This is a genomic window from Rhodococcus sp. C26F (genome assembly GCF_053345925.1).
The window spans coordinates 1-21,842 of record NZ_JBKFBA010000056.1 but is presented as its reverse complement, the minus strand read 5'-3'; the positions used below and the strand labels follow the sequence as shown (position 1 = coordinate 21,842).

The window sequence follows — 21,842 nt, the reverse complement described above, 5'->3', positions numbered from 1 at the left end:
CGCCGAATCCATCCCGTGCGCCTCGGCCAGCACACCCAACTCGACCAACTCGCGCGGGCCGAACTGCTCCGCCGACGCCTTGTACCCCAACTTCAGCATTACCGTGCAACCTCCGAACAACGTGGTGCCAGCGAAACGATCACGCACAATCGCGCAAATCCTGCACGAAATCATGCACACTGAGCGCAGACAGTGTCAATATCCACGCAAAGGTGTGTCGCCCGTGCGTTATGGTCGTGCACCGACCCCGACCACGGCGTCCGAGTACCCAGAAATTCGAGTGCCCAGAGCCCTAGGAGCAATCGTGTCAGCGACCGCACGGCGACGTGAGATCTTCCACCGAATCCTCGCCGACGGATATGTCGATGCGAAGACCCTCTCGGCCGATCTCGGCGTCGATGCATCCACGATCCGCCGCGACCTCGATTCGCTCGCCCGCGAAGGGAAGGTCGAGCGCACGCACGGGGGCGCGCGAGCGGTCGAGGGCGCAGGTCTCGAGGTGCCGTACGCCCTCAAGAAGGACGTGCGCCGCGAGGAGAAGGGGGCGATCGCGGTGGTAGCGGCCGCCATGGTGTCCGACGGGGACAGCGTGGTGCTCGACAGCGGATCCACGACCTACGAGGTGGCCGTGGCACTGCGACACAAGGCGTCGCTGACGGTCCTCACCAACGACCTGCGTATCGCGAAATACGTTGCGGCATTTCCTGATGTCCGACTCCTCGTGTCCGGAGGCGAGCTCCTCGGTTCGGTCTACACCCTGATCGGCGACCATGCCGTGCAGTTCCTCTCGGACTACTCCGCCGACTGGGCGTTCCTCGGTGCCGACGCTGTGCACCCCACTGCCGGCATCACCAACACCAACACGCTGGAGATCCCGATCAAGCGGGCGATGATCCGATCGGCCGAGAAGACGATCGTCGTGACGGATCATTCGAAGTTCGGAGAGCGCGCGCTCGCCCGAGTCGCGACTCTCGACGAGATCACCTCCATCGTCACCGACGACGGTCTCGACGAAGAGCATCGCGCAGCCTACGGCGACCGGCTCGTCATCGCTCCGAAGTCTTGACATACAACCATTTGGTTGTACATTTGGAGATGTGAGCGGAGACGACGAGGACCGGGCCGACGCCCTGTTCCACGCGCTCTCCGACCGGACCCGGCGCGACATCATGCGACGCGTCCTGGCCGGGGAACACTCGGTGTCCGCTCTCGCAGCGAACTACGACATGTCTTTCGCTGCAGTGCAGAAACACGTCGCCGTGCTGGAGAAGGCCGGTCTGCTCGTGAAGCGACGCAGCGGTCGCGAGCAGTTGGCCCGTGGTGACGTGACGGCAGTGCGGTCGGTGGCGTCCATGCTCACCGAGCTGGAGCAGATCTGGCGCGGTCGCATCGCGCGCATCGACGAATTCATCGCATCCGAATCCTTCGAGGAAGGCTGAGAAATGCCTGTAACCGACGTCCGGCACGACCCCGACGAGCTGACTCTGACCATCACAGCCGAGTTCGCCGCCCCGGTGGCCCGCATCTGGCAGGTCTACGCCGATCCGCGTCAGCTGGAAAAGGTCTGGGGACCGCCGACCTTTCCGGCGACGATGGTCGACCACGATCTGAAGCCCGGCACCCGCACCACCTACTACATGACCGGCCCCGACGGCGAGAAGTACGCCGGCTACTGGGACATCACAGCCGTCGACGAACCGACGAGTTTCTCGTTCCTCGACGGTTTCGCGGAGCCGGACTTCACCCCGAAGCCGGAACTGCCCGTCTCCGACAACGTCTTCACCTTCGCCGAGCACGAAGGCGGCACGCGCGCAACCTATGTCAGCACCTACCAGAGCGCCGAGGCACTCCAGCAGGTACTGGACATGGGCGTGGTCGAGGGTGCTTCGTCCGCCATCAACCAGATCGACGAACTGGTGGCTGCCTAACAGCACCGAAAGGCCGACTCCCCCTGCTCTTTCCGGACGAGACGAACCGGAGGGCAGGGGGCGTCGGAAACCTTGCCGTCTGCGCGACCAATAACCAGAGATTCAGTCGCCCAACGGAATCAGAGATTCCAGTCACCCAACGGAATCAGAGATTCCAGTCACCCAACGGAATCAGAGATTCCAGTCGCCGAGACCGTCCCAGCCGTTGAGGGTTCCACCGGCCGTGTTCTGCACGATCACCGGATCGCCCTTCTTGGCGTTCTCGTAGAACCACTTGCCGTCCTCGGTGCTCACATTGAGGCAACCGTGGCTGACGTTGGTGTTGCCCTGCGCGCCGACCGACCACGGGGCGGCGTGGAGGAAGATGCCGCTGTTGGACATCCGCGTCGCGTACTCGACGTAGGTGCGGTATCCCTCGGGGCTGTCGACGGGAACTCCGTAGGTCGACGAGTCCATGTACATGTCGCGGTACTTCTCACCGACGATGTACGTGCCGTTGGGGGTGTCGTGGCCGGGCTTACCGAAGGACGTCGGCATGGTGCGGACGACCTCGCCGTTGCGGGTCACGGTGATGGTCTTGGTGTTGTTGTCGGCGACCGTCACCAGAGCGTCGCCGATGGTGAACGACGACTGAGTGTCGCCGGCCTTCACGGTCACCGCGGTGTTCGCGGGCCAGAACTCGAACGGCTTCCAGCGGACCTGCGTGTTCGACGCCCAGTAGAAGTGCCCGTCGACGGGCGGCTGCGTGGTGATGCGGATGGCGCGTTCGGCGGCTGCACGATCTCCGACGGCCTCGTTGAAGCGGATGATGATCGGCTGCGCGACACCCACCGTCTCCCCGTTCGACGGGTTGACGGACGGAGCGGAGAACGGGGCGGCCGGCTCGGGAGCGAGCTGAGGCGGAAGCTGCGGCGGCGTCACCCCGGGCGGCGTGAGTCCTTCGATCAGCTCCTGGACGCTCGGCACCTCGGGCCCCCCGGGCCACAGCGGTGCCGCGCTCGCAGGACCGGCGGTGGCCAGTGCCACGGCGGCTGCGCCCACGAGTGCAGCACCGATCCGCGCAGATCGGCGGCCCGTGCGGCGACGGTTCGACAAAGCTCGCTTTTCGAACATTCCACAACCCATCGTTCAGCGGTGCGCCGCGCCTTATTTCCCCTGCGCGGCGTGCTCGTACCCGTTCATTAGATACAGGACGGTTACGGACGGGCAATTCGAATGCGGCCGTCTCGGTATTTTCCCAGGTCAGCGGACCGAGTGGTCTATTACGAATGCAGACGGCCGCGGCGCGGGTGAACGGATATCACCCGCGCCGCGGACCGGCGGTCACACCATTTCCGGGACGTCCAGGTGTGCGATCGCGAGTTCGAACTCACCGGTGTCGAGAACCGTGGCACCCGCCGCCCGGGTCACCTCGGCACGGATACCATCAACGCGTTCCTTGTTGCGGTCCATCGCCTCGGCGCTGTCGAACGTCAACGAGGACACTCCGCGACCGCGGGTGCGGTCGATCATCAGGCTGGCGCTGCAGAAACCCTCGAGTTCCTCCATCCTGGGCAGCGCCGCCATCTTCCACATGTCCGCGCCACGCTCCAGCTGGGCAGGATCGAGCTCTACCCACGTGACACGGCAGCAGGACCCTCGGCTCGCATGATGGTCGCGGTGCATCACCGCGATCTCCCAATTGGCCACGTCCGTGGTGGCATGGAACATCCGGGCCGCCTCGTCCCGGAGCATGCGGGCCATGCCTTCGCTGGAGCGCAGCACGTCCCCGTCCCGCCAGGAGCTGGTGGCGATGCATCGGCCCGAGCCGCGGTCGATCAGCAGGGACAGCCCCAGGCAACCGTCGATGTCCGCCAGGGCAGGCATCACGATGTCGCGTACGTGCTTGATCCCGGCGTCGATGTACGACGGATGCGCATGAATTGTGGTGGAGCGTGCAAACACGATCGGCACCCCTCTCCTCAGGGCGGCGCCGACACGGCGTCGCCGGTCGTTTCCCGTGTTCACACTGCTCCCCTACTCGGCCGTAGGCAATAGACGACCGGTCTGCGTCTGCCATCCTCGAAGGGTGGCGGCGTCGAGCGGTATCGACCGCATCGGTCCCGGCGACCTGACCGAACTCGTCTCGGACGTGGGACGGGCACCTCTGAATGTCGGTGCTGCGATCTTCTTCGCCGATGAGAACCTGCGTGATCCGACGACACTGATGGCGGTGCTCACCGAACGACTCGTCGGGATCCGCCGGTTGCGGCAATGCCTGATCGAGCCGGCACTCGGGCTCGGACGTCCCTACTGGATCGACGACCACTTCGACGTCGATGCCCACTTCTCACAGGTGCGCTGCCCCGCTCCCTGCGACAGGGATGCGGCACTGACGCTCGCCGTGGACGCGGTCACCCGTCCGCTGTCTCGATCCCGACCGTTGTGGCGCGCGGTTCTCGTCACCGACATCGCGGACCCGAACGGGCACACGGCGTTGGTGATGGTGCTGCACCACGTCCTGACCGACGGGATCGGTGGTCTGGCGATCCTGGCGCATCTCGTCGACGGCGTGGACAGCTCACCGTCCGTGCGCGAGCAGCGCACATCCGGGCAACCGAATGCGCGAGAACTTCTCTACGACAACGCGATCGGTCGTCTGCACATGCTCCGTCGGGCACCGCGGGCCGTCGCACGCCTTCCTGCCGCATGGGCGGAACTCGGGCGAGGCGCCGGCGGACGTGCCCCGCGTTGCTCGCTCAACGCACCCACCGGTGTTCGTCGTGCGGTCGGAACCGTCGAGGTGAAGCTGGACACGGTCCGCCGAGCGGGACGTCGATGGGACGCGACGGTCGACGACGTGCTGCTGGTCGCGGTCGGTGGTGCCCTCGGCACGATTCTGCACAGGCGCGGCGAGTTCCCGCCCGAGCTGGTGATCTCGGTACCGGTCTCCGCCCGCACCGCCGACACGAGTGGGCAGCTGGGCAATCGCGTCGGTGTTATGCCCGTCCGGGTACCGCTGGACGGGACATCGGAGGACCGGCTGGTATCCGTCTCCCGCATCACCCGACTGCAGAAGACGAACGTGCGAGGGTTGTCCGCCGAGCTGCTGGGTCCGGTCTTCCGCGCGCTCGCGGCCGCGGGGATGTTCCGTCGGTTCGTGGACCGGCAGCGCCGGGTCAATTCTTTCCTGTCCGACCTGCCGGGACCGTCGTCGACGATCGCCGTGGCCGGCGCACCCGTCACGTCGATCGTGCCGTTGATCGTCAGCACGGGAAACGTCGCTGTCGCCTTCGCCGCACTGTCGTATGCCGGCACGTTGACGGTCGCGGTCGTCGTCGATCCCGACGTCGCCCCCGAGGTCCGCGACCTCACGGAGGCCGTGCGGGAACAGTTCCGCTCGATTGTCACCACCGCACAGTGACCGCCGGCCTTCGATGTGGCGGTCGGGAACCGAGGAGCGGAGTACCTTGCTGTGCATGTCGGAGGAGATCGCCGAGATCCGTACCCTCGCCGATGCCCGGAAGGTGTTGGCATCGCAACCGTTCAGCGTCCTGATCGGATCTCGTCTGACCGAATACGAGCGCGGCCGGGCCGTACTGGAGATACCTCTCAGGGAGGAACTGCTCCAGCAGTTCGGCTTCGCGCACGGAGGGGTTCTGGCCTACGCGGCCGACAATGCGCTCACGTTCGCCGCGGGCATGGCCCTCGGACCCTCGATCGTGACGACCGGCATGAGTCTCGACTACCTGCGGCCCGCCGGGGGCACGCTCCTACGCGCGGTCGCCACCGTCGTCAGCAACAGTCGCAGGCAGGCGTTGTGTCGTTGCGAGATCCACGCCGTCGCGGAGGACGGGACGGAGAAATTGTGTGCCGCAGCGCAAGGAGCGCTCGCGTGATCGATCTGAACGGCTGAGCGACGGAACCACCGCATGAAGGTCAGTCGGGTTGAGGTCCGAGTTCGACGATGCGGGCAGCGATGGTTGCTACCGGCACATTCGATTCCTGCGACAGGGCGACCATCATCGCGAAGGCACGGTCGGCGTCCACGGCGAAACGTTCCATCAGCATACCCTTGGCCTGGCCTATGAGATCCCGGGATGCGATCGCCGAGTGCAACTGCATCTGCCGACGACCCGAGACGAAAGCGATGGCGGCGTGGGCTGCGAGCACCTCCCCGATGTGAATTGCCGCCTCGTCGAAGGTATTTGCTTCGGCGGAGAACAGGTTCAGCGCTCCGGCCTGCATGTCGTGGGTGTAGAGCCGGAACGACACGACGCTGCGTACCCCGGCTTCGGCGGCCGCAGCCGTGAACATGGGCCAGCGCGACTCCGTGGCCAGATCGTCACTGCGGGTGAACACCGTGTCGACAGCGGAATCGACGCACGGTCCTTCCCCGACGCGGGCCTGCAATGCATCGATCTGTGGCGGCAACAGTGACGTCGCTGCGTGCGATTCGAACTTTCCGCGACCGGTGATGACGAGGACGTCGGCACTGTCGGTGCCGGGAATCAGTTCCACGGCGGCGGTCGTGATCCGTCGCAGGGTGGTGTCGAGATCCGTACCCGCACCGTCGAAGGACCGCGCGAGCTCGGCCATCGTGCGGCTCAGGCGGTCGGGGTCCAGGTCGGCCATGAGGCGCACCTTCCGAAAGGTCGGTGCGCTCGTGGGAGGCACCGATGGCAGCAGGAGCATCGGCACCGTCACAGCGACACCGAGGTCCGGGACCACCAGCCTATCCGCGTGATCGGTCCGGACAAGGGCCTAGCGGCACATGCAGAGACGCTCGAGCCTCGGTCCGGCGTTCAGGCGAGTCCGAAGATCCTGGCCAGGCGCGCATCCGAGTCGTACAGGGCGTCGGTGTCGAAGGTGGAGGCGGAACTGAGCACCTCATCCGCGCCGGTGGAGGCGATCAGCTTCTCGAGCCCCTCGGCGACCTGATCCTCGGTTCCGGCCAGCGATCCCTTCGCGGTCTCGTCGACGATGCGGCGGCGACGCTCGGTCATCGGCTGCCGGCGGATCTCCTCGATCGGGGACAGCGGCGGGAACGCACCCGCTTCGCGTGAGACGGCCATTGCCCAGGCCTCCGGAAGCTGCAACTCCCGAGCCTCGGCTTCTGTATCGGCGATGAGGATGTCGAGGCCGACGACCACATAGGGCTCCGCGCCGGGTGTGCCCGGGCGGAAGTCGGCGCGATAACGGTCGAACGGTTCCGATCCCTGCCGCAGAAGAGGCCCGGCGATGACGACGGGCAATCCCAGTCGCGCTGCCAGTCGCATGCCCTGCCCCGTGCCGAGGACGAAGATCGGAGGCGGCTCGGACAGCTGCGGACGCACGGTCGGCTCGGCAGTGCCGTGCAGATAGCCGCGCAGTTCCTCGATGTCGGCGGCGAAGTCGTCCGCGTCGGCCTTGTGAGTACGCAGCGCATCGCGCACGGGTGCGGTGAATCCGAGGGAACGACCGACACCCAGATCGATTCGTCCCGGGTGCATCGCTTCGAGCATCGCGAACTGTTCGGCGACGACGATCGGTTGGTGATTGGGCAACATCACCCCACCCGTGCCCACCCGGATCCGGCTCGTCCGATCCGCGATCGCACCGATGAGCAGCGGCGGAGCACCCGACGCGATGCCCGGTACGGCATGGTGTTCGGCCACCCAGAAGCGGTGGTAACCGGCCGCCTCGGCAAGTTCGGCGCGACGCAGGGTCTGCCGCAATGCGGCAGCGTCCGGCTGCCCCTCCCGGGTCCGGGAGCGGTCCAGCAACGACAACGCCACCTGCACGGTCGTCTCAACACCACGACCGTCGCGGATCTTCCCTGCAGGTCAGGGATCTTCGGGCCCCCAGGCGCGACCGGCTGCGATCCAGTCCCCGTGGAAGTGGAGTTGCCCGTGCTCCGAGGCCTTCTGCGCCGCGGCGACACCGTGCGCATCGGCGACGTACAGCAGGAGGTCGGCAATGCCGTTTCCGACAGCGACGACCTGGTCGCGGGCATCGCTCGCTCGGATCGCCACCTCGGCGAGTGCGTGCCCGGCACCGATGGCCCCCGCCAGGGACCGGTGCTGGAGCTGGGTGCAGCCGGGACGACCGCAGGACAGACACAGGTCCGATACGTGATCACCCGTCGGAGTCCTCATGTCATTTCCTGCCGAAACATAAGGCCAATTATGTCCGATTTCGTTTCGGTGCCGAATGGGAGGTGCCGACGTACTCGACAATGCCACCCCGCGCGGCAGGGTCGAACTGTTCACGGCCGCGGGTTCTTCCGGGTCCACCGCGGCCGGTCGCTGCGGGTGGCCGCCGTGCAGCGACGACACGGGACGACTCCGTGCTCGCCCAGTTCCGCCAGGTACAGCGCGTCGCTCCACGGCACGTGCGGAAAGCGGTCGAGGCGGGCGCGGGAGAGCGGCACCCCGCACAGGGTCTGGTTGGTGCCGGGCGTCCATGCGTGGGTGTCGCCGGACGGGTAGCGGATCCCGTCGGTATCGGTCCATCGGCCCGACGCAGCGACCGCCGGGCTGGTGTGCTGAGCCATGGGTCCGGGTTCCCGCTACCGGGCGGGATTACTCGATACGGGATGCTGCGAGCATCTCCTCGATCGACACGAACTTCAGGCGCGAGCGTCCCGCCGCCGAACCACGGGCCTTCTCCTGCTTGTCGATCTGCAGCCAGCCCCGGTAATCGATGTGTTCGGGGCGCCGCTCGGCCACCAAGGTGGCGAGCTTCTCCCGATCGGCGACCGGCTCGGGCAGCTTGCCCTCGACGAAATCGTCGAGGATCTTCTCGACGGTTTCGGCCGAGCACTGCTTGTTGGTGCCGATCACTCCGCTCGGACCACGCTTGATCCAGCCGGCGGTGTAGACACCGGGCACCGGCGCTCCGGTCTCGGCGTCGATCACCCGGCCGCAGTCGTTCGGGATGACCCCGCGCCGCTCGTCGAAGGGCAACCCGGCCGGCGCGGTGCCGCGGTAACCGATCGAGCGCAGCACCAATCCCGCTTCGAGGGTTTCGGTCTGCCCGGTCGGGCGGGCCTCGAGACGACCGTCGACCTCGACGAGTTCGTTGCGCTCGAGCGTGATCGACTCGACCACACCGTCGCCGGAGATCTCCACCGGCGAGGCGAGAAAACGCAGCACGATCCGCTTGTTGCCCTCGGTGGGGGTGCGCTGGGCGAAGCCCTCGACCTGCCGCACCTTGAGCGCCAGGCGGGGTTCGACCTCCGGATCGTCGATCAGCGCGCGGCTGACCGGGTCGAGTTCGACCTCGGCCGGGTCGACGACCACGTCGACGCCGGGCAGCGAACCGAGCGCGAGCAGTTCCGGGTTGGTGTAGGCGGCCTGCGCCGGGCCGCGCCGGCCCACCACCACGACCTCACGGATGTTCGAGGTGCGCAACGCCTCGAGCGCGTGCTCGGCGATGTCGGTGTGGGCGAGATCGTCCGGGTCCATCACCAGCGCCCGCGCGACGTCCAGGGCGACGTTGCCGTTGCCGATGATCACCGCGCGCTCGGCCGACAGGTCGAAGGTGCGGTCGGCGAAATCCGGATGCCCGTTGTACCAGGCGACGAACTCCGTCGCGGCGTGCGAACCCGCGAGATCCTCACCGGGGATGTTCAGCGTGCGATCACCCGCCGCGCCGACGGCGTAGATCACCGCGTGATGGTGCGCGAGCAACTCCTCGTGGGTGATGTGGGTGCCGACCTCGACGTTGAAATAGCACTGGGTGTTCTTGTGGCCGATGGCGCTGCGGAAGACGTCCCCGACACCCTTGGTGCTCTGATGATCAGGGGCCACACCGGCACGCACCAGCCCATAGGGGGTGGGCAGGCGATCGAAGATGTCGACCTGCACCGCCGAGTGCGTCACCAGATCCATCGCGGCATAGCACGCGGCCGGACCCGATCCGACGATCGCCACCCGCAGGGTACCCAGCTCGGCGGGCAGTTTGCGGCGCGTGCGCAGCTCGGGCCAGTCCGGCCCGATCGGGTACCGCCGGTAGTACTCGGCGTTGATCTCCAGGTACGGCTCCTGCGCCGGGGTCAGTTCGTTGTCGGCGGCGATCGCGTCGACCGGGCACTCGTCGACACACGCCCCGCAGTCGATGCACGTGTCCGGATCGATGTACAGCATCTCCGTTGTGGCGAAGGGAGCTTCGTCGGGCGTCGGGTGGATGCAGTTGACCGGGCAGACCTCGACACACGAGACGTCGTTGCAACACGCCTGGGTGATTACATAAGCCACAGTTCTACCTGCCTACAGTGCCGATTCCGGACAACGAACGGGCCTCAGACTAGTACACGTTCCAGTTCCGGTCGAGAACCACGTTCTCACAATAATATCATCGTATTTCCGACTGTCGAGACGCGTCAGATGTCCGTTTCGGTGCTCGACTCGATGCGGAAACCGATCTTCAGAGTGACCTGCGTGTGGGCCACCCGGCCGTCGTCGATATGGCCCCGGATGTTGACCGTCTCGAACCACTCGAGATGACGCGTGGTCTCCGCTGCTCGCGCCACCGCTTTCGCGATCGCGTCGTCGACTCCCGTCGTCGACGATCCGACGACCTCGATCACCCGGTAGACATGGCTCATGGCTGAACTCCTCGAATCGGCGATGCTCCGATTCGGATCGTCCCGCCCCCGAGCGACCCTCGTCCCCGGAACCACGAAAATGGCAGGAAGATTCAGGCACGACGCGCGAGCGACCGGGCGAGTTCGCCGAGACGGGCCAGACGCAGGTCCCCGAGCGGGATCGCGCCGGCACCGAGCCGATTGGTGACGAAGGCGAGCGACAGGCCGGTGTCGAGATCGGCGTACGCCCCCGAGCCACCCACTCCGTAGTGTCCGAGCGCACCGCGCGGGCGCTGGATGCTCGCGAAGATGGGCTGGTGGTAGCCGAGCCGCCACGCCATTGGTACACCGAGCACGTAGTCCCGGCTGCGCACCCGCACGCGCGACATCTCGTCGATCGTGGTGGCGTCGAGGAACTTCACGCCGTCGATCGTCCCGCCGGCGGCGATCGCCCCGTACATGCGCGCGAGCGAGCGCGCCGTGAACACACCGTTCCAGCCCGGCATCACCGAGTCGTGCACGGCCGGGTCGCCGACGAGCCGGTCGAAGCCGTCGGGCATTGCAGCTTCGGCGAGACCGCGGGTCGGTTCGAGTCGCGACAGCACCGCGGCGCTCGCACCCCAGTGCAGTCCGACCGGGGCGAGTCGCGGGAAGAGCTTCGCGATGCGGCCACGCTCGTCGTGCGGCACGCGGTACCAGAAATCGGGATCGCCGAGGGGCCGTGCGATCTCCCGCTCCACGACCTCCACGAAGGGCAGACCGGTCACCCGCTGCACGAGTTCGGCGACGAGCCATCCGTAGGTGACGGCGTGATAGCCCGATCCGCGCCGACGCCGACGATCCGGCGCCGCCTGCTCGAGAGCCGCGACGGTCGCCTCGTAGTCGAGGATCCCGCGCGTCCCGGGAACCAGGCCGCGCACGCGGTGTAGGCCGGATCGGTGGGTCATGACGTCCGCGACGGTGATGCCTTCCTTGCCGTTCGCGGCGAATTCCGGCCAGTACTGCGCGACGGGCGCGAAGTAGTCGATCGCTCCGCGCTCGGCCAGACGGTGCACGACGGTCGACGCCACGCCTTTGCCGGTCGAGAACGACAACGCCATGGTGTCGCGGCTCCACCGCTTGTCGGGGGCCGACCAGCCGGACCAGATGTCGAGGACCTTCTCGCCGTGGAGATAGGCGGTGAGTGCGCCGCCGCCGTCCCGGGGGCGCTTGTACAGCGAGAAGAAGGCATCGGCCAAGCGCAGGAATCGCGGATCGACGACCATCTCGGTGGGCGCCGCCGGACCCTGCCGGGCGTCGATCTGCCCGGGGACGTGCACCGGCTCGAACGACGCTGTCGCTCCGGCAGGTTCGAAGACTGCTCCGGTCGTCATGTGCGACAGGCTACGACGACACGGAACGTAAAGGAAGGGTTTACGTACAGTCTGTTTGTCGACGCTCCCGGCGAGACGCGCCGAATCTACGGCAGGGGCGACGGCGGTGTCTGCGCGCCAGGAGTGAAGTACCGGAAGTCGCCCAGCACGACGCACCCGCGTGCGGCCTCGAGTTCGAACGCGGCCGCCGCGGTGCCCTCGCACAACACCGGATCGTCGGCGTCGCCCACATAGGCCTGCGACTGCGGACCTGCGGCGACGACCGCCGTGCCGGGACTCTCGAGTACACCGAGCGCCAGGGCCTGTGCCCCCACACCGATCGCGAACAGCCGTCCCGACGTGCTCTCCCCGGCGCCGACACCGCCGTCGAATCCGGCGGCCACCACCTGTGCGGCGCTGCGGGCATCGGCGAATCCCACGCCCCGCTCGCCGTAACTCCACGCCTCGGCGGTGCCGTCGGTGGACGCACCGCACGCTTCGTCCCCGTCGATCTGCACGATCTCGGCCGGGGCGCCCGGCGGTGCCGTGCACGTCGTGGCCGCGGACGCGGTCTGAGGAAGCAGGAAACCGACCCCGATGGCGGCAGCGAATGCTGCCCCGACGCCGAGAACCCGACCGGACGCCCACGAGCGAATCACGACATCGACCTTTCCGAACCTCACGCGACTGTTTTCTCGGACAGTTTATGGACTCGCGCTTCGGGAGGTCTCATAGTCGAGGTCACGACAGGGACGCGATTCCCCGAACGTTCCGGTTCACGTGTCCTTCGCCCGGTCGGTGTCGCGGGACGGTTGGACGCGTTTCGGCTCCCCCGGCATCTTGGGGTGATTCGGCGGATACGGCAGGTCGCCGAGACCGTTCGCCGCGTCCCGTTCGGCCATCTCGAGCAGGACGTCCAGCGAGTGCGCGTGCGCGTCGAGATCCGCCATCGGATCGCCGCGCTTCGCCAGCAGATCCGGCACCGTGGCGATCGTGAAGTCGTCGGGTTCGGCGTCGACCAGCTCGTCCCAGGTCAGCGGGGTCGAGACGGTCGCGATCGGGGTGCGACGGACCGAGTAGGCCGAGGCGATCGTCTTGTCGCGCGCGTTCTGGTTGTAGTCGAGGAAGAGCCGCTCTCCGCGCTCCTCCTTCCACCAGGCCGTCGTCGCCCGCCCGTCGCTGCGACGCTCGATCTCACGCATGAGCGCGATCCCCGCACGACGGACGCCGACGAAATCCCATTCGGGCACGATCCGCAGATAGATATGGAGTCCCCGCCCACCGGATGTCTTCGGATATCCGGTGAGACCCAGTTCGTCGAGGAGCGGGCGCACGACTTCCAGTGCCACGGCCCGCGCGTCGCCGAAGTCGGTTCCCGGTTGCGGGTCTAGGTCGATGCGCAGTTCGTCGGGGCGGTCGGTGTCGCCGCAGCGCACCGGCCACGGATGGAAGGTCACGCACCCGAGATTCGCCGCCCACACCACGTCGGCGGCCGAACACACACGCAGCGCATCGGCGGTACGCCCCGACGGGAACGTGATCTCGCAGGTCGCCACGTGGTCGGGTCGCTTGACCGGTGCCCGCTTCTGATAGATCTCCTCCCCCTCGATGCCGTCGGGGAAGCGTTGCAGATGCGTCGGCCGATCGCGCAGGGCCGTCAGGATCGGGGCGTCGAACTCGGTGGCGATCCTGCGGTAGTACTCCACGAGGTGCCGCTTCGTGCCACCCTCGGCGCCGAGCTGCGGGAAGTAGATCTTGTCGGGGTTCGACAACCGCACGGGCGTGCCGTCGACGTCCAGCTCCTCCGCAGGCGAACGCTTCGCGGCCATGTCAGTCCTCCGTCCGATCGAGCACATCCGACAGGTCGTAGCGCACCGGCACCTCCAGTTGGTCGAACGTGCAGCTCCCGGGGTCGCGGTCGGGACGCCACCGCAGGAACTTCGCTGCGTGCCGGAACCGCATTCCCGCTCCCGACACACCTTCCATCTGGTCGTACGCGACCTCCACGACGCGTTCGGGACGCAACGGCACCCAGCTGCGATCCACCGCCGAACGCCACCGCGTCGGTTCGCCCTGCTCGACGACGTCGTCCCCGAGTCGCAGCGGCTGCAGTTCGGCGAGCAGTTCCTCGCGCCGCTCCCGCGTGAACGCCGAGGCTCCGCCGACCATCGCGAGCTCGCCGTCGTGATAGAGCCCGAGCAGTAGCGACCCGATGCCCTCGACGCTCTTGTGCATGCGGTAACCCATGAGGACGCAGTCGGCGGTGCGGGCGTGCTTGAGTTTGAGCATCTCCCGCTTGTCGGGCACGTAGAGCCCGTCGAGTCGCTTGGCGATCACGCCGTCGAGGCCGGCGCCTTCGAACTCCTCGAACCAGCGGCGAGCGGTATCGGTGTCGGTCGTGGCCACCGTGAGATGGCAGCTCTTGCCCCCGCCGATCTCGGATCGCAGCCGCGCCCGCCGCTTTGCGAACGGGGTCTCCATGAGGTTCTCGTCGCCGAGAGCGAGCAGATCGAAACCGACGAACACGGCCGGTGTCCGCTCCGCGAGCATCGTGACCCGGCTGGCGGCCGGATGGATCCGCTCGGACAGCGCCTGCCAGTCGAGTCGGGTGCTGCCGTCGTGTTCGCGCGGGACGACGATCTCCCCGTCGACCACACACCTGCGGGGCAGTTCGGCACGCGCGGCGTCGGCGAGTTCCGGGAAGTAACGCACGAGGTCCTTGCCTCCGCGCGAGCCGAGAACCACCTCGTCGCCGTCGCGGAAGACGATCGCCCGGAAGCCGTCCCACTTGGGTTCGTAGGACCACTCGTCGGGACCGTTCTCGGGTTGGGAGGGGACGGTGGAGGAGACCTTGGCGAGCATCGGGGCGAGCGGCGGCACCACAGGCAGGTCCATGCGGCACATCGTTCCACCCCGTACGGGTACCGGCAGCACTTCCGTAGGCTCTTCGACCATGAACATTCTCCGAGGGGCGGCCGGTGCCGCGGTGGCGTTGGCGGCAGCAGGGGTGCTCGGAGGATGCGCGACCCAGGTCGAAGGGCAGGCCGTGCCCGCCGCGAACGCCCTGAACACGTCCACGGCGCCGTCCCTCTCCCTACCCACGACGACCCCGTCGGCGTCGTCGTCGACCGAATTGAGCGTCGACGTCACAGCCGGCGAATGCGTCGCGCTCGGTGGCACCGTCGACGACGCGACCATCGACTACGCGGTGTGCGGCAGCCCGAGCTCGAATTACAAGGTCGTCGACGTCGTCGATGCCAGTGCCATGTGCCCCGGCGACATCGACCAGACCTACTACGAGTCGTTCGGCGGCGTCGAGGTCGGCGCGTTGTGTCTCGACATCGACTGGGTGGTGGGCGACTGCATCGACCTCGGTGGCGAGGATCCGCAGCGCATCGACTGCGGTGAGCCCGCGGTCCAGGGCGAGGAGGTCACCGAGATCCTGCTCGACACCTCCGACGTGAACGACTGCTCGACGTCCGAGGGTGGCTTCGTGTACCGGGAGCGCAACTTCGTGGTCTGCACCGACACCATCTGACGGTTCTCCCCGGTGCGGACGCCCGTCGCCGCCGCGACGGAGCATGTCGGTGCCTCCCGCAACAATGCGTTCGACAGATCATCATCCGACGGACGCGAGGACAGAACATGACGCACTGGCCGGACAGACCGATCTGCGCGTTCGATCTCGAGACCACCGACCGGGATCCCCGCAACGCCCGCATCGTCACGGCCTGCGTCGCGACCTTCGACGCCGACCGCATCGACACACGCTCGTGGCTGCTCGACCCGGGTATCGCGATACCCGAGGAGACCACCGCGATCCACGGCATCACCACCGCCCACGCCCGCGCCGAAGGACTCGAATATCTCGAGGGATACAAGCAGATCCGGCAGGCCGTGAGCGACGCGTGGGCGCGCGGCCACATCGTCGTCGCGTTCAACGCCAGCTACGACCTGACGGTTCTCGACGCCGAAGGACGCCGCCTCGGCCTGACGGGGCTCGACATCGGCACGGTCGTCGACCCGTACGTCATCGACCGGGAGATGGACCGCAGCCGTCCCGGCAGGCGCACACTGCAGGCGGTGTGCGAGGCGTACGGGGTGTCGCTGCCGAATCCGCACGAAGCCGAGGCCGACGCGCTCGCCGCCGGCCATCTGACCCGCGCGCTCGTGGCGAGATTCCCCGAGCTCGCCGAACTCGACATCATGGCCGACCAGGCCGCCTGGCACGCCGAACGGCAACGCAGCTTCGCCGAGTACCTGCGCGGGTTGGGTCGCGAGGTCGTCGACGTCGACGACAGCTGGCCCGTCCGGCTCCCCACGCCAGTGGGTACCGATGTCCTCGAGCGTCCCGCGACCGAGACCAGGTTCCGACGCGCGCTGCGCGCGATCCGCGAGTTCTTCCGGCGACTGCGCCGACGCTGATCAGGGAAGCAGGCCCTGCCGGCGCGCTTCGACCACGACTTCGTGCCGGCTGCGCGCGTCGAGTTTGTCCATGGCGTTGCGTAGATAGATGCTCGATCTGATGGCCTGGTGGTGTACGGATGTCCTCACACCATCAGCGCCGCGACCTGGGCGGCCAGGCTCACACGGGCCACCATGTACCGGCACTATGTCGGTGAGGTGGTCACCGAGGTCGGGTCCGGGGTGGACGAGGCACCTCCGACGATGCGGCGGGTCATGTCGGGCCCCTCTGCGAACATGATCATCGTGGACCACCGAGACCGTCCGGCCGGTTCGGCAGCCGAGGATCCGACGGCGACCCTGCTGGCGCAGGACCGACCCTACGGTCGTCGGGGTGCGCACACTCGTGCGATGCGCGCGGTCACCGCCACGGCGCCGGAGGTTGTGTGATGGGCCGATTCGAGGTTCCGGACGGCTCGACGGCGCAGGCATACAGGTTCGCGCTCGACCCGACCCCGGCGCAGGTGCGGGCGTTCCGCTCGCACGCCGGCGCCGCTCGCAAGGCACACAACACGATGCTCGCTGCCGTCAAAGCGGTACTCGACCAGCGCAATGCCGAACGCACCTACGGCATCGCCGAGGACGAGTTGACACCCGCGTTGAACTGGTCGCTCGCGGGGCTACGCAAGGTGTGGAACGCCCGCAAACACCTGGTGGCCCCGTGGTGGGCAGAGAACTCGAAGGAGGCCTACAACACCGGTCTCGACGCGTTGGCTCGGGGATTGGAGGCGTGGTCGAAGTCTTGTAAGGGTGAGCGGGCCGGGAAGAGGGTCGGGTTCCCGAGGTTCAAGACCGCCCGGTCGCGGCGATCGGTGCGATTCACCACCGGCACCATCCGGGTCGAGACCGACCGGCACCACATCACTCTCCCGAGGTTGGGGCGGATCAAGACGCACGAGTCCACCCGGAAACTGGCTCGCCGCCTCGAGGCGGGCACGGCCCGGATCCTATCCGCGACGTTGAGTGAGGATTCATCCGGGCGATGGCAGGTGGCCTTCCAGGTGCTGGTCCAGCGCCCGGGGCAGGTACCCGCTCATGTCGGTGCGGGCGTACCGGTGGTCGGAGTCGACGTCGGCGTCAAGGTCGACGCACTGCTGGTCGTGGCGACCCCCGACGGACGCGAGGTCGACCGAGTCCCAGCCCCGAAGTCCCTGTCTGCCGCCCAATCCCGGCTGAGGGCGCTGCAGCGCAGAGCCGCCCGCCAAGTAGGACCGTACGACCCATCGACGAAGACGCGGCGGCAACCGTCGAAACGCTGGATCAAGCAGCAACGTCGAATCCGCCGAACTCACGCCCGCGCTGCGGCGGTGCGCCGCGATGTGCTGCACAAGGCCACCACCGCCCTCGCCCAGCGTCATCAGGTGATCGTGGTGGAGACGCTGAACGCCGCGGGGATGCGCTCGGCCGGCGGAGCCTACAAGCGCGGTCTGAACCGGGCGCTCGCCGACGCGGCGTTGGCCGAAATCCGGCATCTGCTGTCCTACAAGAGCCGCTGGTACGGCTCCGCGCTGGTCGAAGCCGACCGCTGGTTTCCTTCCAGCAAGACGTGTTCGGGGTGTGGCAGGGGAAAACCAAACCTGACACTGACGGACCGGATGTATGTGTGTGACCACTGCGGCCTGACGATCGATCGTGATCGCAACGCCGCGATCAACCTCGCCCGCCTCGGCGAGACCCGGCACACGGGTGCAACGGGGACCGGTACCGGGAGTAGCCCGGCCGCCACCGATTCGGGTGGAGACGGACGTGGAGCCACGCACAAGACCCGATCCGCGGCAGCGGAAAAGGCAGCCGGCTGTGAAGCGTCAACCCGGCACGACATCACTGTCGGTCAGACCGGGACTGCCCCACCGGAAGGTGAGGCTGCCTGATGGCGAAGCGAACAGAGCGTGGTCATGTTTGCTCATCAGTACGCAACGGTAGTAGGGCCAGTTCCACGATTCGTAACCTGCACATCGCGCGGTGTTGCGACGATCACAGAAGACGCCGGAATCCGAGTAGGCCACCCCCGGAGGTACCCGTGTCCATCGCCCCCGTCCGTCCCGGCTCGACCGGAGCCGCGAACTACAGCCAGATGAGCCCGCTGCGCTTCCTCGAACGGTCCGCGACGGTGTTCCCGGATCGCACCGCGATCATCCACGGCGACCGCACGTACACCTACGCCGAGTTCGCCGACGAGGCGCAGCGGCTCGCGCGCGTGCTGCGCAGCCGTATCGAGCCGGGCGACAAGATCGCGTACCTGACCCCGAACGTGCCCGAGATGCTCATCGCGCATTTCGCGGTTCCGCTCGCGGGCGGTGTGCTGGTCGCGTTGAACTCGCGACTGGCCGGGCCGGAACTCGAGTACATCCTCGACCACTCCGAGACGAAGCTGCTGTTCGTCGACTCCGAACTGCTCGGGTCGGTCGCGAACGTCCGCGACAACGTTCCGGGCGTCGCGGAGATCATCGAGGTTCCCGACTCCACCGTGCCGGCTCCCGAGGCACCCGCCGGGGTGGCCACCGCCCGGTACGACGAGTTCCTCGCGCAGGCCGACTCGCTCGATGCGACACCGCTGCCGTGGAGCGTCGACGACGAGCTCGGCGTCATCACCCTCAACTACACCTCGGGCACGACCGGCAAACCCAAGGGCGTGATGTACACCCACCGGGGCGCGTACCTGAACTCGCTGGGCGAGACCTTCCACAACAGCTTCGACGGGCAGAGCAAGTATCTGTGGACGCTGCCGATGTTTCACTGCAACGGCTGGTGCACGCCGTGGGCGGTGACCGCTGCGGGCGGCACCCACATCTGTCTGCGGGCGGTGCGAGCCGACGCGATCTGGGGTGCCATCGACGACCTCGGGGTCACCAACCTGTGCGGTGCGCCCGCGGTGTGCTCGACCATCGCGAACGCCGAGCAGGCCCATCCCCTCGACCGTCCGTTGCGGATCACCACGGCCGGCGCGCCGCCGTCGCCGACGGTGATCGCCCAGCTCGAGCAGATCGGCATCACGGTCGTGCACGTCTACGGACTCACCGAGGTGTACGGCCCGTACACGATCTGCGAGTACCAGGACAGCTGGGACGACAAGCCCGCCGACGAACGTGCCGCGCTGCTCTCCCGTCAGGGCGTCGGCATGTTGCAGGCCGAGACCGCGCGGGTCGTCGACGAGGACATGAACGACGTGCCCGCCGACGGCGAGACCATGGGCGAGATCGTGCTGCGCGGCAACAACGTCATGCTCGGCTACTACAAGGACCCGGACGCGACCGAGGAGGCATTCCGCGGCGGCTGGTTCCACACCGGCGACCTCGGCGTGATGTACCCGGACGGATACATCCAGCTCAAGGACCGCGCGAAGGACATCATCATCTCCGGCGGCGAGAACATCTCGACCGTGGAGGTCGAGCAGGCGATCGTCAGCCACCCGGCGGTGCTCGACGTCGCGGTCGTCGGCGTTCCGGACGAGAAGTGGGGTGAGCGTCCCAAGGCGTTCGTGATCCTGAAGAAGGGCGAATCGGTCACGTCCGAGGAGATCATCGACTACACCCGCACGCTGCTCGCCGGATACAAGGTGCCGCGCGACATCGTCTTCCCGCTGGAGCTGCCCCGCACCTCGACCGGGAAGATCCTGAAGTTCGAGCTGCGATCGGCCGAAGCCGCCGAGGGGTGAGCCGACCCCTCACGACTGCATTGGATACTCGACGCCATGACATCCGGTACCGGTAACAGCACCCGTCGCCTCGATTCGACGGGACCCGATCCCGCCCAGTTCCGGGTGCATGTCGTCACGCAGGCGATCCGGTTGTTCTCGGAGTTCGGCTACGAGTCGACCACCGTCGAGCAGATCGCCGCGGCCGCCGGGGTGTCGCGGCGGACCTTCTTCCGGCAGTTCCGGTCGAAGGAGGACGTGATCTTCGCCGATCACGAGTCGCTGCTCGAGCAGGTCGCCGAGTACCTCTCGCAGGATTTCGACGATCCGTGGGCGGCGGCCTGCGACGGGGCCAAGCTCGTGTTCGGTCACTTCCGGGACCGGCGCGAGCTGGCGGTGTGGCGGTATCGGGTGGTGCAGCGGGTGCCGGCGCTGCGGGAGCGCGAACTCGTCACCACCTATCGCTACGAGCGGTTGTTCACCGACTTCCTGCGCGCCGCCGTCCCGGCGGAGAAGCCGGTGCGCACCGTCAGCTTCGCGGCGGCGATGACCGCCACGCACAACTTCGTGTTGCGCGCGATGATCCGCGGTGACGAGACCGCCACCGCCGAGCGCCTCGAGCAGGAACTGCTCGAGCTCCGCCGCACGTACGGGGTGGTTCCGGTGCCCGAAGGCGCGACGAACGGGAAGGCCGCGCCGGCCCCGCCTGCGGTCGCGGTCGTGACCTATCCGGCTCATCTGACACCGGCCGAGATCGCCGAGCAGGTTCGGCTCCAGCTCGAAGGTGCACGTCAGCACCGTTGACCTGGCACTGAGTGCCGTGGTTACAATCGACTCATTCCGTCACGTCGCGAACCCTCGCCTCGCTATGCTCGAGGGAGCTACGCTCGCAAATCTGGCACCGCGTGCCGTTAGGAGTCCGCCGTCATGGCCCTCAATCCCGACTTCGATCTGTTCAAGCTCTCCGAGGAGCACGACGCCCTACGCGAGGCCATCCGCGCGCTCGCCGAGAAGGAGATCGCACCCTACGCCAAGGACGTCGACGAGAACTCCCGCTTCCCGCAGGAAGCCCTCGACGCCCTCAACAAGTCGGGCTTCAACGCCATCCACGTGCCCGAGCAGTTCGAAGGCCAGGGCGCCGACTCGATCGCCGCCTGCATCGTCATCGAAGAGGTCGCCCGAGTATGTGGCTCCTCCTCGCTGATCCCCGCCGTCAACAAGCTCGGCACCATGGGCCTGATCCTCCGCGGCTCCGACGAGCTCAAGGCCAAGGTCCTCCCCGACATCGTCAACGGTGCGATGGCCTCCTACGCGCTGTCCGAGCGCGAGGCCGGCTCCGACGCCGCCTCCATGCGCACCCGCGCCAAGGCCGACGGCGACGACTGGATCCTCAACGGCTCCAAGTGCTGGATCACCAACGGTGGTAAGTCCACCTGGTACACCGTCATGGCCGTCACCGACCCCGAGAAGGGCGCCAACGGCATCTCCTCCTTCATGGTCCACAAGGACGACGAGGGCTTCGTCGTCGGACCGAAGGAGAAGAAGCTCGGCATCAAGGGCTCCCCCACCGCCGAGCTGTACTTCGAGAACTGCCGCATCCCCGGCGACCGCATCGTCGGCGAGCCGGGCACCGGCTTCAAGACCGCTCTCGCGACCCTCGACCACACCCGTCCCACCATCGGTGCGCAGGCCGTCGGCCTCGCCCAGGGTGCCCTCGACGCGGCGACCGCCTACGTCAAGGACCGCAAGCAGTTCGGCCGCCCGATCTCCGACAACCAGGGTGTGCAGTTCATGCTCGCCGACATGGCGATGAAGGTCGAGGCCGCACGCCTGATGGTCTACACCTCCGCTGCTCGCGCCGAGCGCGGCGAGCCCGACCTCGGCTTCATCTCGGCCGCCGCGAAGTGCTTCGCGTC

The 21,842-nt window shown here is 67.4% G+C and carries 25 protein-coding genes; 12 read left to right on the top strand and 13 right to left on the bottom strand.

Going from position 1 to position 21,842, the window contains the following annotated elements:
- The first annotated feature begins 304 nt into the window (after nucleotides 1–304).
- From ACLBYD_RS28320 to ACLBYD_RS28310, 3 genes are read left to right on the top strand one after another with little or no spacing between them, the layout of a single operon-like run.
- On the top strand, nucleotides 305–1,066 hold the full coding sequence (locus ACLBYD_RS28320) for a DeoR/GlpR family DNA-binding transcription regulator (RefSeq protein WP_447819052.1): 762 nt from the start codon (nucleotides 305–307) through the stop codon (nucleotides 1,064–1,066).
- A gap of 31 nt (nucleotides 1,067–1,097) precedes the next feature.
- A complete protein-coding gene (locus ACLBYD_RS28315) occupies nucleotides 1,098–1,439 on the top strand; it encodes an ArsR/SmtB family transcription factor (protein ID WP_447819051.1) in 342 nt (113 codons plus the stop codon).
- A gap of 3 nt (nucleotides 1,440–1,442) precedes the next feature.
- Nucleotides 1,443–1,928, top strand: a complete 486-nt coding sequence (locus ACLBYD_RS28310; RefSeq protein WP_447819050.1) for an SRPBCC family protein — start codon at nucleotides 1,443–1,445, stop codon at nucleotides 1,926–1,928.
- Between the two features lie 171 nt (nucleotides 1,929–2,099).
- On the opposite strand, the gene ACLBYD_RS28305 is transcribed toward ACLBYD_RS28310, so the two are convergent.
- Nucleotides 2,100–3,041, bottom strand: coding sequence for a L,D-transpeptidase (locus ACLBYD_RS28305; protein ID WP_059384705.1), 942 nt, complete (start codon nucleotides 3,039–3,041; stop codon nucleotides 2,100–2,102).
- A 210-nt stretch (nucleotides 3,042–3,251) separates the two neighbouring features.
- Nucleotides 3,252–3,881: a hypothetical protein gene (locus ACLBYD_RS28300; protein WP_059384704.1), complete on the bottom strand. Its 630-nt coding sequence runs from the start codon at nucleotides 3,879–3,881 to the stop codon at nucleotides 3,252–3,254.
- A 115-nt stretch (nucleotides 3,882–3,996) separates the two neighbouring features.
- Between ACLBYD_RS28300 and ACLBYD_RS28295 the strand changes: the two genes are divergently transcribed.
- Together ACLBYD_RS28295 and ACLBYD_RS28290 are read left to right on the top strand one after the other, a co-directional pair.
- Nucleotides 3,997–5,331: a wax ester/triacylglycerol synthase domain-containing protein gene (locus tag ACLBYD_RS28295; protein ID WP_447819049.1), complete on the top strand. Its 1,335-nt coding sequence runs from the start codon at nucleotides 3,997–3,999 to the stop codon at nucleotides 5,329–5,331.
- Between the two features lie 55 nt (nucleotides 5,332–5,386).
- A complete protein-coding gene (locus ACLBYD_RS28290) occupies nucleotides 5,387–5,806 on the top strand; it encodes a PaaI family thioesterase (RefSeq protein WP_447819048.1) in 420 nt (139 codons plus the stop codon).
- A 40-nt stretch (nucleotides 5,807–5,846) separates the two neighbouring features.
- Here ACLBYD_RS28290 and ACLBYD_RS28285 read toward each other — a convergent pair whose 3' ends face one another.
- The 10 genes from ACLBYD_RS28285 to ACLBYD_RS28240 form a co-directional block, all read right to left on the bottom strand.
- Nucleotides 5,847–6,542, bottom strand: a complete 696-nt coding sequence (locus ACLBYD_RS28285) for a GAF and ANTAR domain-containing protein (protein WP_447819047.1) — start codon at nucleotides 6,540–6,542, stop codon at nucleotides 5,847–5,849.
- 170 nt (nucleotides 6,543–6,712) lie between these two features.
- Complete coding sequence (locus ACLBYD_RS28280; protein WP_447819046.1) at nucleotides 6,713–7,684, bottom strand: MsnO8 family LLM class oxidoreductase; 972 nt, start codon at nucleotides 7,682–7,684, stop codon at nucleotides 6,713–6,715.
- Between the two features lie 48 nt (nucleotides 7,685–7,732).
- On the bottom strand, nucleotides 7,733–8,044 hold the full coding sequence (locus tag ACLBYD_RS28275) for a hypothetical protein (protein WP_447819045.1): 312 nt from the start codon (nucleotides 8,042–8,044) through the stop codon (nucleotides 7,733–7,735).
- A gap of 110 nt (nucleotides 8,045–8,154) precedes the next feature.
- Nucleotides 8,155–8,442: a hypothetical protein gene (locus ACLBYD_RS28270; RefSeq protein WP_016693660.1), complete on the bottom strand. Its 288-nt coding sequence runs from the start codon at nucleotides 8,440–8,442 to the stop codon at nucleotides 8,155–8,157.
- 28 nt (nucleotides 8,443–8,470) lie between these two features.
- Nucleotides 8,471–10,147, bottom strand: coding sequence for an FAD-dependent oxidoreductase (locus ACLBYD_RS28265; protein WP_447819044.1), 1,677 nt, complete (start codon nucleotides 10,145–10,147; stop codon nucleotides 8,471–8,473).
- A gap of 125 nt (nucleotides 10,148–10,272) precedes the next feature.
- The gene (locus tag ACLBYD_RS28260) at nucleotides 10,273–10,497 is read right to left on the bottom strand and encodes a dodecin (protein WP_060650173.1); all 225 of its coding nucleotides are present in this window, start codon (nucleotides 10,495–10,497) and stop codon (nucleotides 10,273–10,275) included.
- Between the two features lie 92 nt (nucleotides 10,498–10,589).
- Nucleotides 10,590–11,849, bottom strand: coding sequence for a serine hydrolase domain-containing protein (locus tag ACLBYD_RS28255; RefSeq protein WP_447819043.1), 1,260 nt, complete (start codon nucleotides 11,847–11,849; stop codon nucleotides 10,590–10,592).
- Between the two features lie 86 nt (nucleotides 11,850–11,935).
- Nucleotides 11,936–12,487, bottom strand: a complete 552-nt coding sequence (locus ACLBYD_RS28250) for a DUF6764 family protein (protein ID WP_447819042.1) — start codon at nucleotides 12,485–12,487, stop codon at nucleotides 11,936–11,938.
- 117 nt (nucleotides 12,488–12,604) lie between these two features.
- Nucleotides 12,605–13,657: a DNA polymerase domain-containing protein gene (locus ACLBYD_RS28245; protein ID WP_447819041.1), complete on the bottom strand. Its 1,053-nt coding sequence runs from the start codon at nucleotides 13,655–13,657 to the stop codon at nucleotides 12,605–12,607.
- A gap of 1 nt (nucleotide 13,658) precedes the next feature.
- Nucleotides 13,659–14,723: an ATP-dependent DNA ligase gene (locus ACLBYD_RS28240; RefSeq protein WP_447819040.1), complete on the bottom strand. Its 1,065-nt coding sequence runs from the start codon at nucleotides 14,721–14,723 to the stop codon at nucleotides 13,659–13,661.
- A 58-nt stretch (nucleotides 14,724–14,781) separates the two neighbouring features.
- On the opposite strand from ACLBYD_RS28240, the gene lppU reads away from it, so the two are divergent.
- Nucleotides 14,782–15,366, top strand: a complete 585-nt coding sequence (gene lppU, locus ACLBYD_RS28235; RefSeq protein ID WP_447819039.1) for an LppU family putative lipoprotein — start codon at nucleotides 14,782–14,784, stop codon at nucleotides 15,364–15,366.
- Nucleotides 15,367–15,473: 107 nt separating this feature from the next.
- Nucleotides 15,474–16,253, top strand: a complete 780-nt coding sequence (locus tag ACLBYD_RS28230; protein ID WP_447819038.1) for an exonuclease domain-containing protein — start codon at nucleotides 15,474–15,476, stop codon at nucleotides 16,251–16,253.
- On the opposite strand, the gene ACLBYD_RS28225 is transcribed toward ACLBYD_RS28230, so the two are convergent.
- Complete coding sequence (locus tag ACLBYD_RS28225; RefSeq protein WP_447819054.1) at nucleotides 16,254–16,382, bottom strand: hypothetical protein; 129 nt, start codon at nucleotides 16,380–16,382, stop codon at nucleotides 16,254–16,256.
- Between the two features lie 45 nt (nucleotides 16,383–16,427).
- On the opposite strand from ACLBYD_RS28225, the gene ACLBYD_RS28220 reads away from it, so the two are divergent.
- The 5 genes from ACLBYD_RS28220 to ACLBYD_RS28200 form a co-directional block, all read left to right on the top strand.
- Complete coding sequence (locus ACLBYD_RS28220) at nucleotides 16,428–16,682, top strand: hypothetical protein (protein ID WP_447819037.1); 255 nt, start codon at nucleotides 16,428–16,430, stop codon at nucleotides 16,680–16,682.
- Nucleotides 16,682–18,163 (top strand): IS607 family element RNA-guided endonuclease TnpB, encoded by a 1,482-nt coding sequence (gene tnpB, locus ACLBYD_RS28215; protein WP_447819036.1) that lies wholly within the window; start codon nucleotides 16,682–16,684, stop codon nucleotides 18,161–18,163. Before ACLBYD_RS28220 ends, tnpB begins: the two co-directional genes overlap by 1 nt.
- Nucleotides 18,164–18,366: 203 nt before the next feature.
- Entirely contained in the window at nucleotides 18,367–19,947 is a 1,581-nt protein-coding gene (locus ACLBYD_RS28210; RefSeq protein WP_447819053.1) for an acyl--CoA ligase family protein, read from the top strand.
- A gap of 36 nt (nucleotides 19,948–19,983) precedes the next feature.
- Entirely contained in the window at nucleotides 19,984–20,730 is a 747-nt protein-coding gene (locus tag ACLBYD_RS28205) for a TetR family transcriptional regulator (protein ID WP_447819035.1), read from the top strand.
- Between the two features lie 123 nt (nucleotides 20,731–20,853).
- Nucleotides 20,854–21,842, top strand: a 989-nt coding sequence (locus tag ACLBYD_RS28200; protein ID WP_447819034.1) for an acyl-CoA dehydrogenase family protein, incomplete at its 3' end; no start/stop codon positions are given.

Bases quoted from the DNA above. Each gene is read 5' to 3' on its own strand.
- ACLBYD_RS28310 (WP_447819050.1), top strand. From the start codon at position 1,443: ATGCCTGTAACCGACGTCCGGCACGACCCCGACGAGCTGACTCTGACC.
- ACLBYD_RS28305 (WP_059384705.1), bottom strand. From the start codon at position 3,041: ATGTTCGAAAAGCGAGCTTTGTCGAACCGTCGCCGCACGGGCCGCCGA.
- ACLBYD_RS28290 (WP_447819048.1), top strand. From the start codon at position 5,387: ATGTCGGAGGAGATCGCCGAGATCCGTACCCTCGCCGATGCCCGGAAG.
- ACLBYD_RS28285 (WP_447819047.1), bottom strand. From the start codon at position 6,542: ATGGCCGACCTGGACCCCGACCGCCTGAGCCGCACGATGGCCGAGCTC.
- ACLBYD_RS28275 (WP_447819045.1), bottom strand. From the start codon at position 8,044: ATGAGGACTCCGACGGGTGATCACGTATCGGACCTGTGTCTGTCCTGC.
- ACLBYD_RS28270 (WP_016693660.1), bottom strand. From the start codon at position 8,442: ATGGCTCAGCACACCAGCCCGGCGGTCGCTGCGTCGGGCCGATGGACC.
- ACLBYD_RS28260 (WP_060650173.1), bottom strand. From the start codon at position 10,497: ATGAGCCATGTCTACCGGGTGATCGAGGTCGTCGGATCGTCGACGACG.
- ACLBYD_RS28255 (WP_447819043.1), bottom strand. From the start codon at position 11,849: ATGACGACCGGAGCAGTCTTCGAACCTGCCGGAGCGACAGCGTCGTTC.
- ACLBYD_RS28245 (WP_447819041.1), bottom strand. From the start codon at position 13,657: ATGGCCGCGAAGCGTTCGCCTGCGGAGGAGCTGGACGTCGACGGCACG.
- ACLBYD_RS28240 (WP_447819040.1), bottom strand. From the start codon at position 14,723: ATGGACCTGCCTGTGGTGCCGCCGCTCGCCCCGATGCTCGCCAAGGTC.
- lppU (WP_447819039.1), top strand. From the start codon at position 14,782: ATGAACATTCTCCGAGGGGCGGCCGGTGCCGCGGTGGCGTTGGCGGCA.
- ACLBYD_RS28230 (WP_447819038.1), top strand. From the start codon at position 15,474: ATGACGCACTGGCCGGACAGACCGATCTGCGCGTTCGATCTCGAGACC.
- ACLBYD_RS28220 (WP_447819037.1), top strand. From the start codon at position 16,428: ATGTACCGGCACTATGTCGGTGAGGTGGTCACCGAGGTCGGGTCCGGG.
- tnpB (WP_447819036.1), top strand. From the start codon at position 16,682: ATGGGCCGATTCGAGGTTCCGGACGGCTCGACGGCGCAGGCATACAGG.
- ACLBYD_RS28210 (WP_447819053.1), top strand. From the start codon at position 18,367: ATGAGCCCGCTGCGCTTCCTCGAACGGTCCGCGACGGTGTTCCCGGAT.
- ACLBYD_RS28205 (WP_447819035.1), top strand. From the start codon at position 19,984: ATGACATCCGGTACCGGTAACAGCACCCGTCGCCTCGATTCGACGGGA.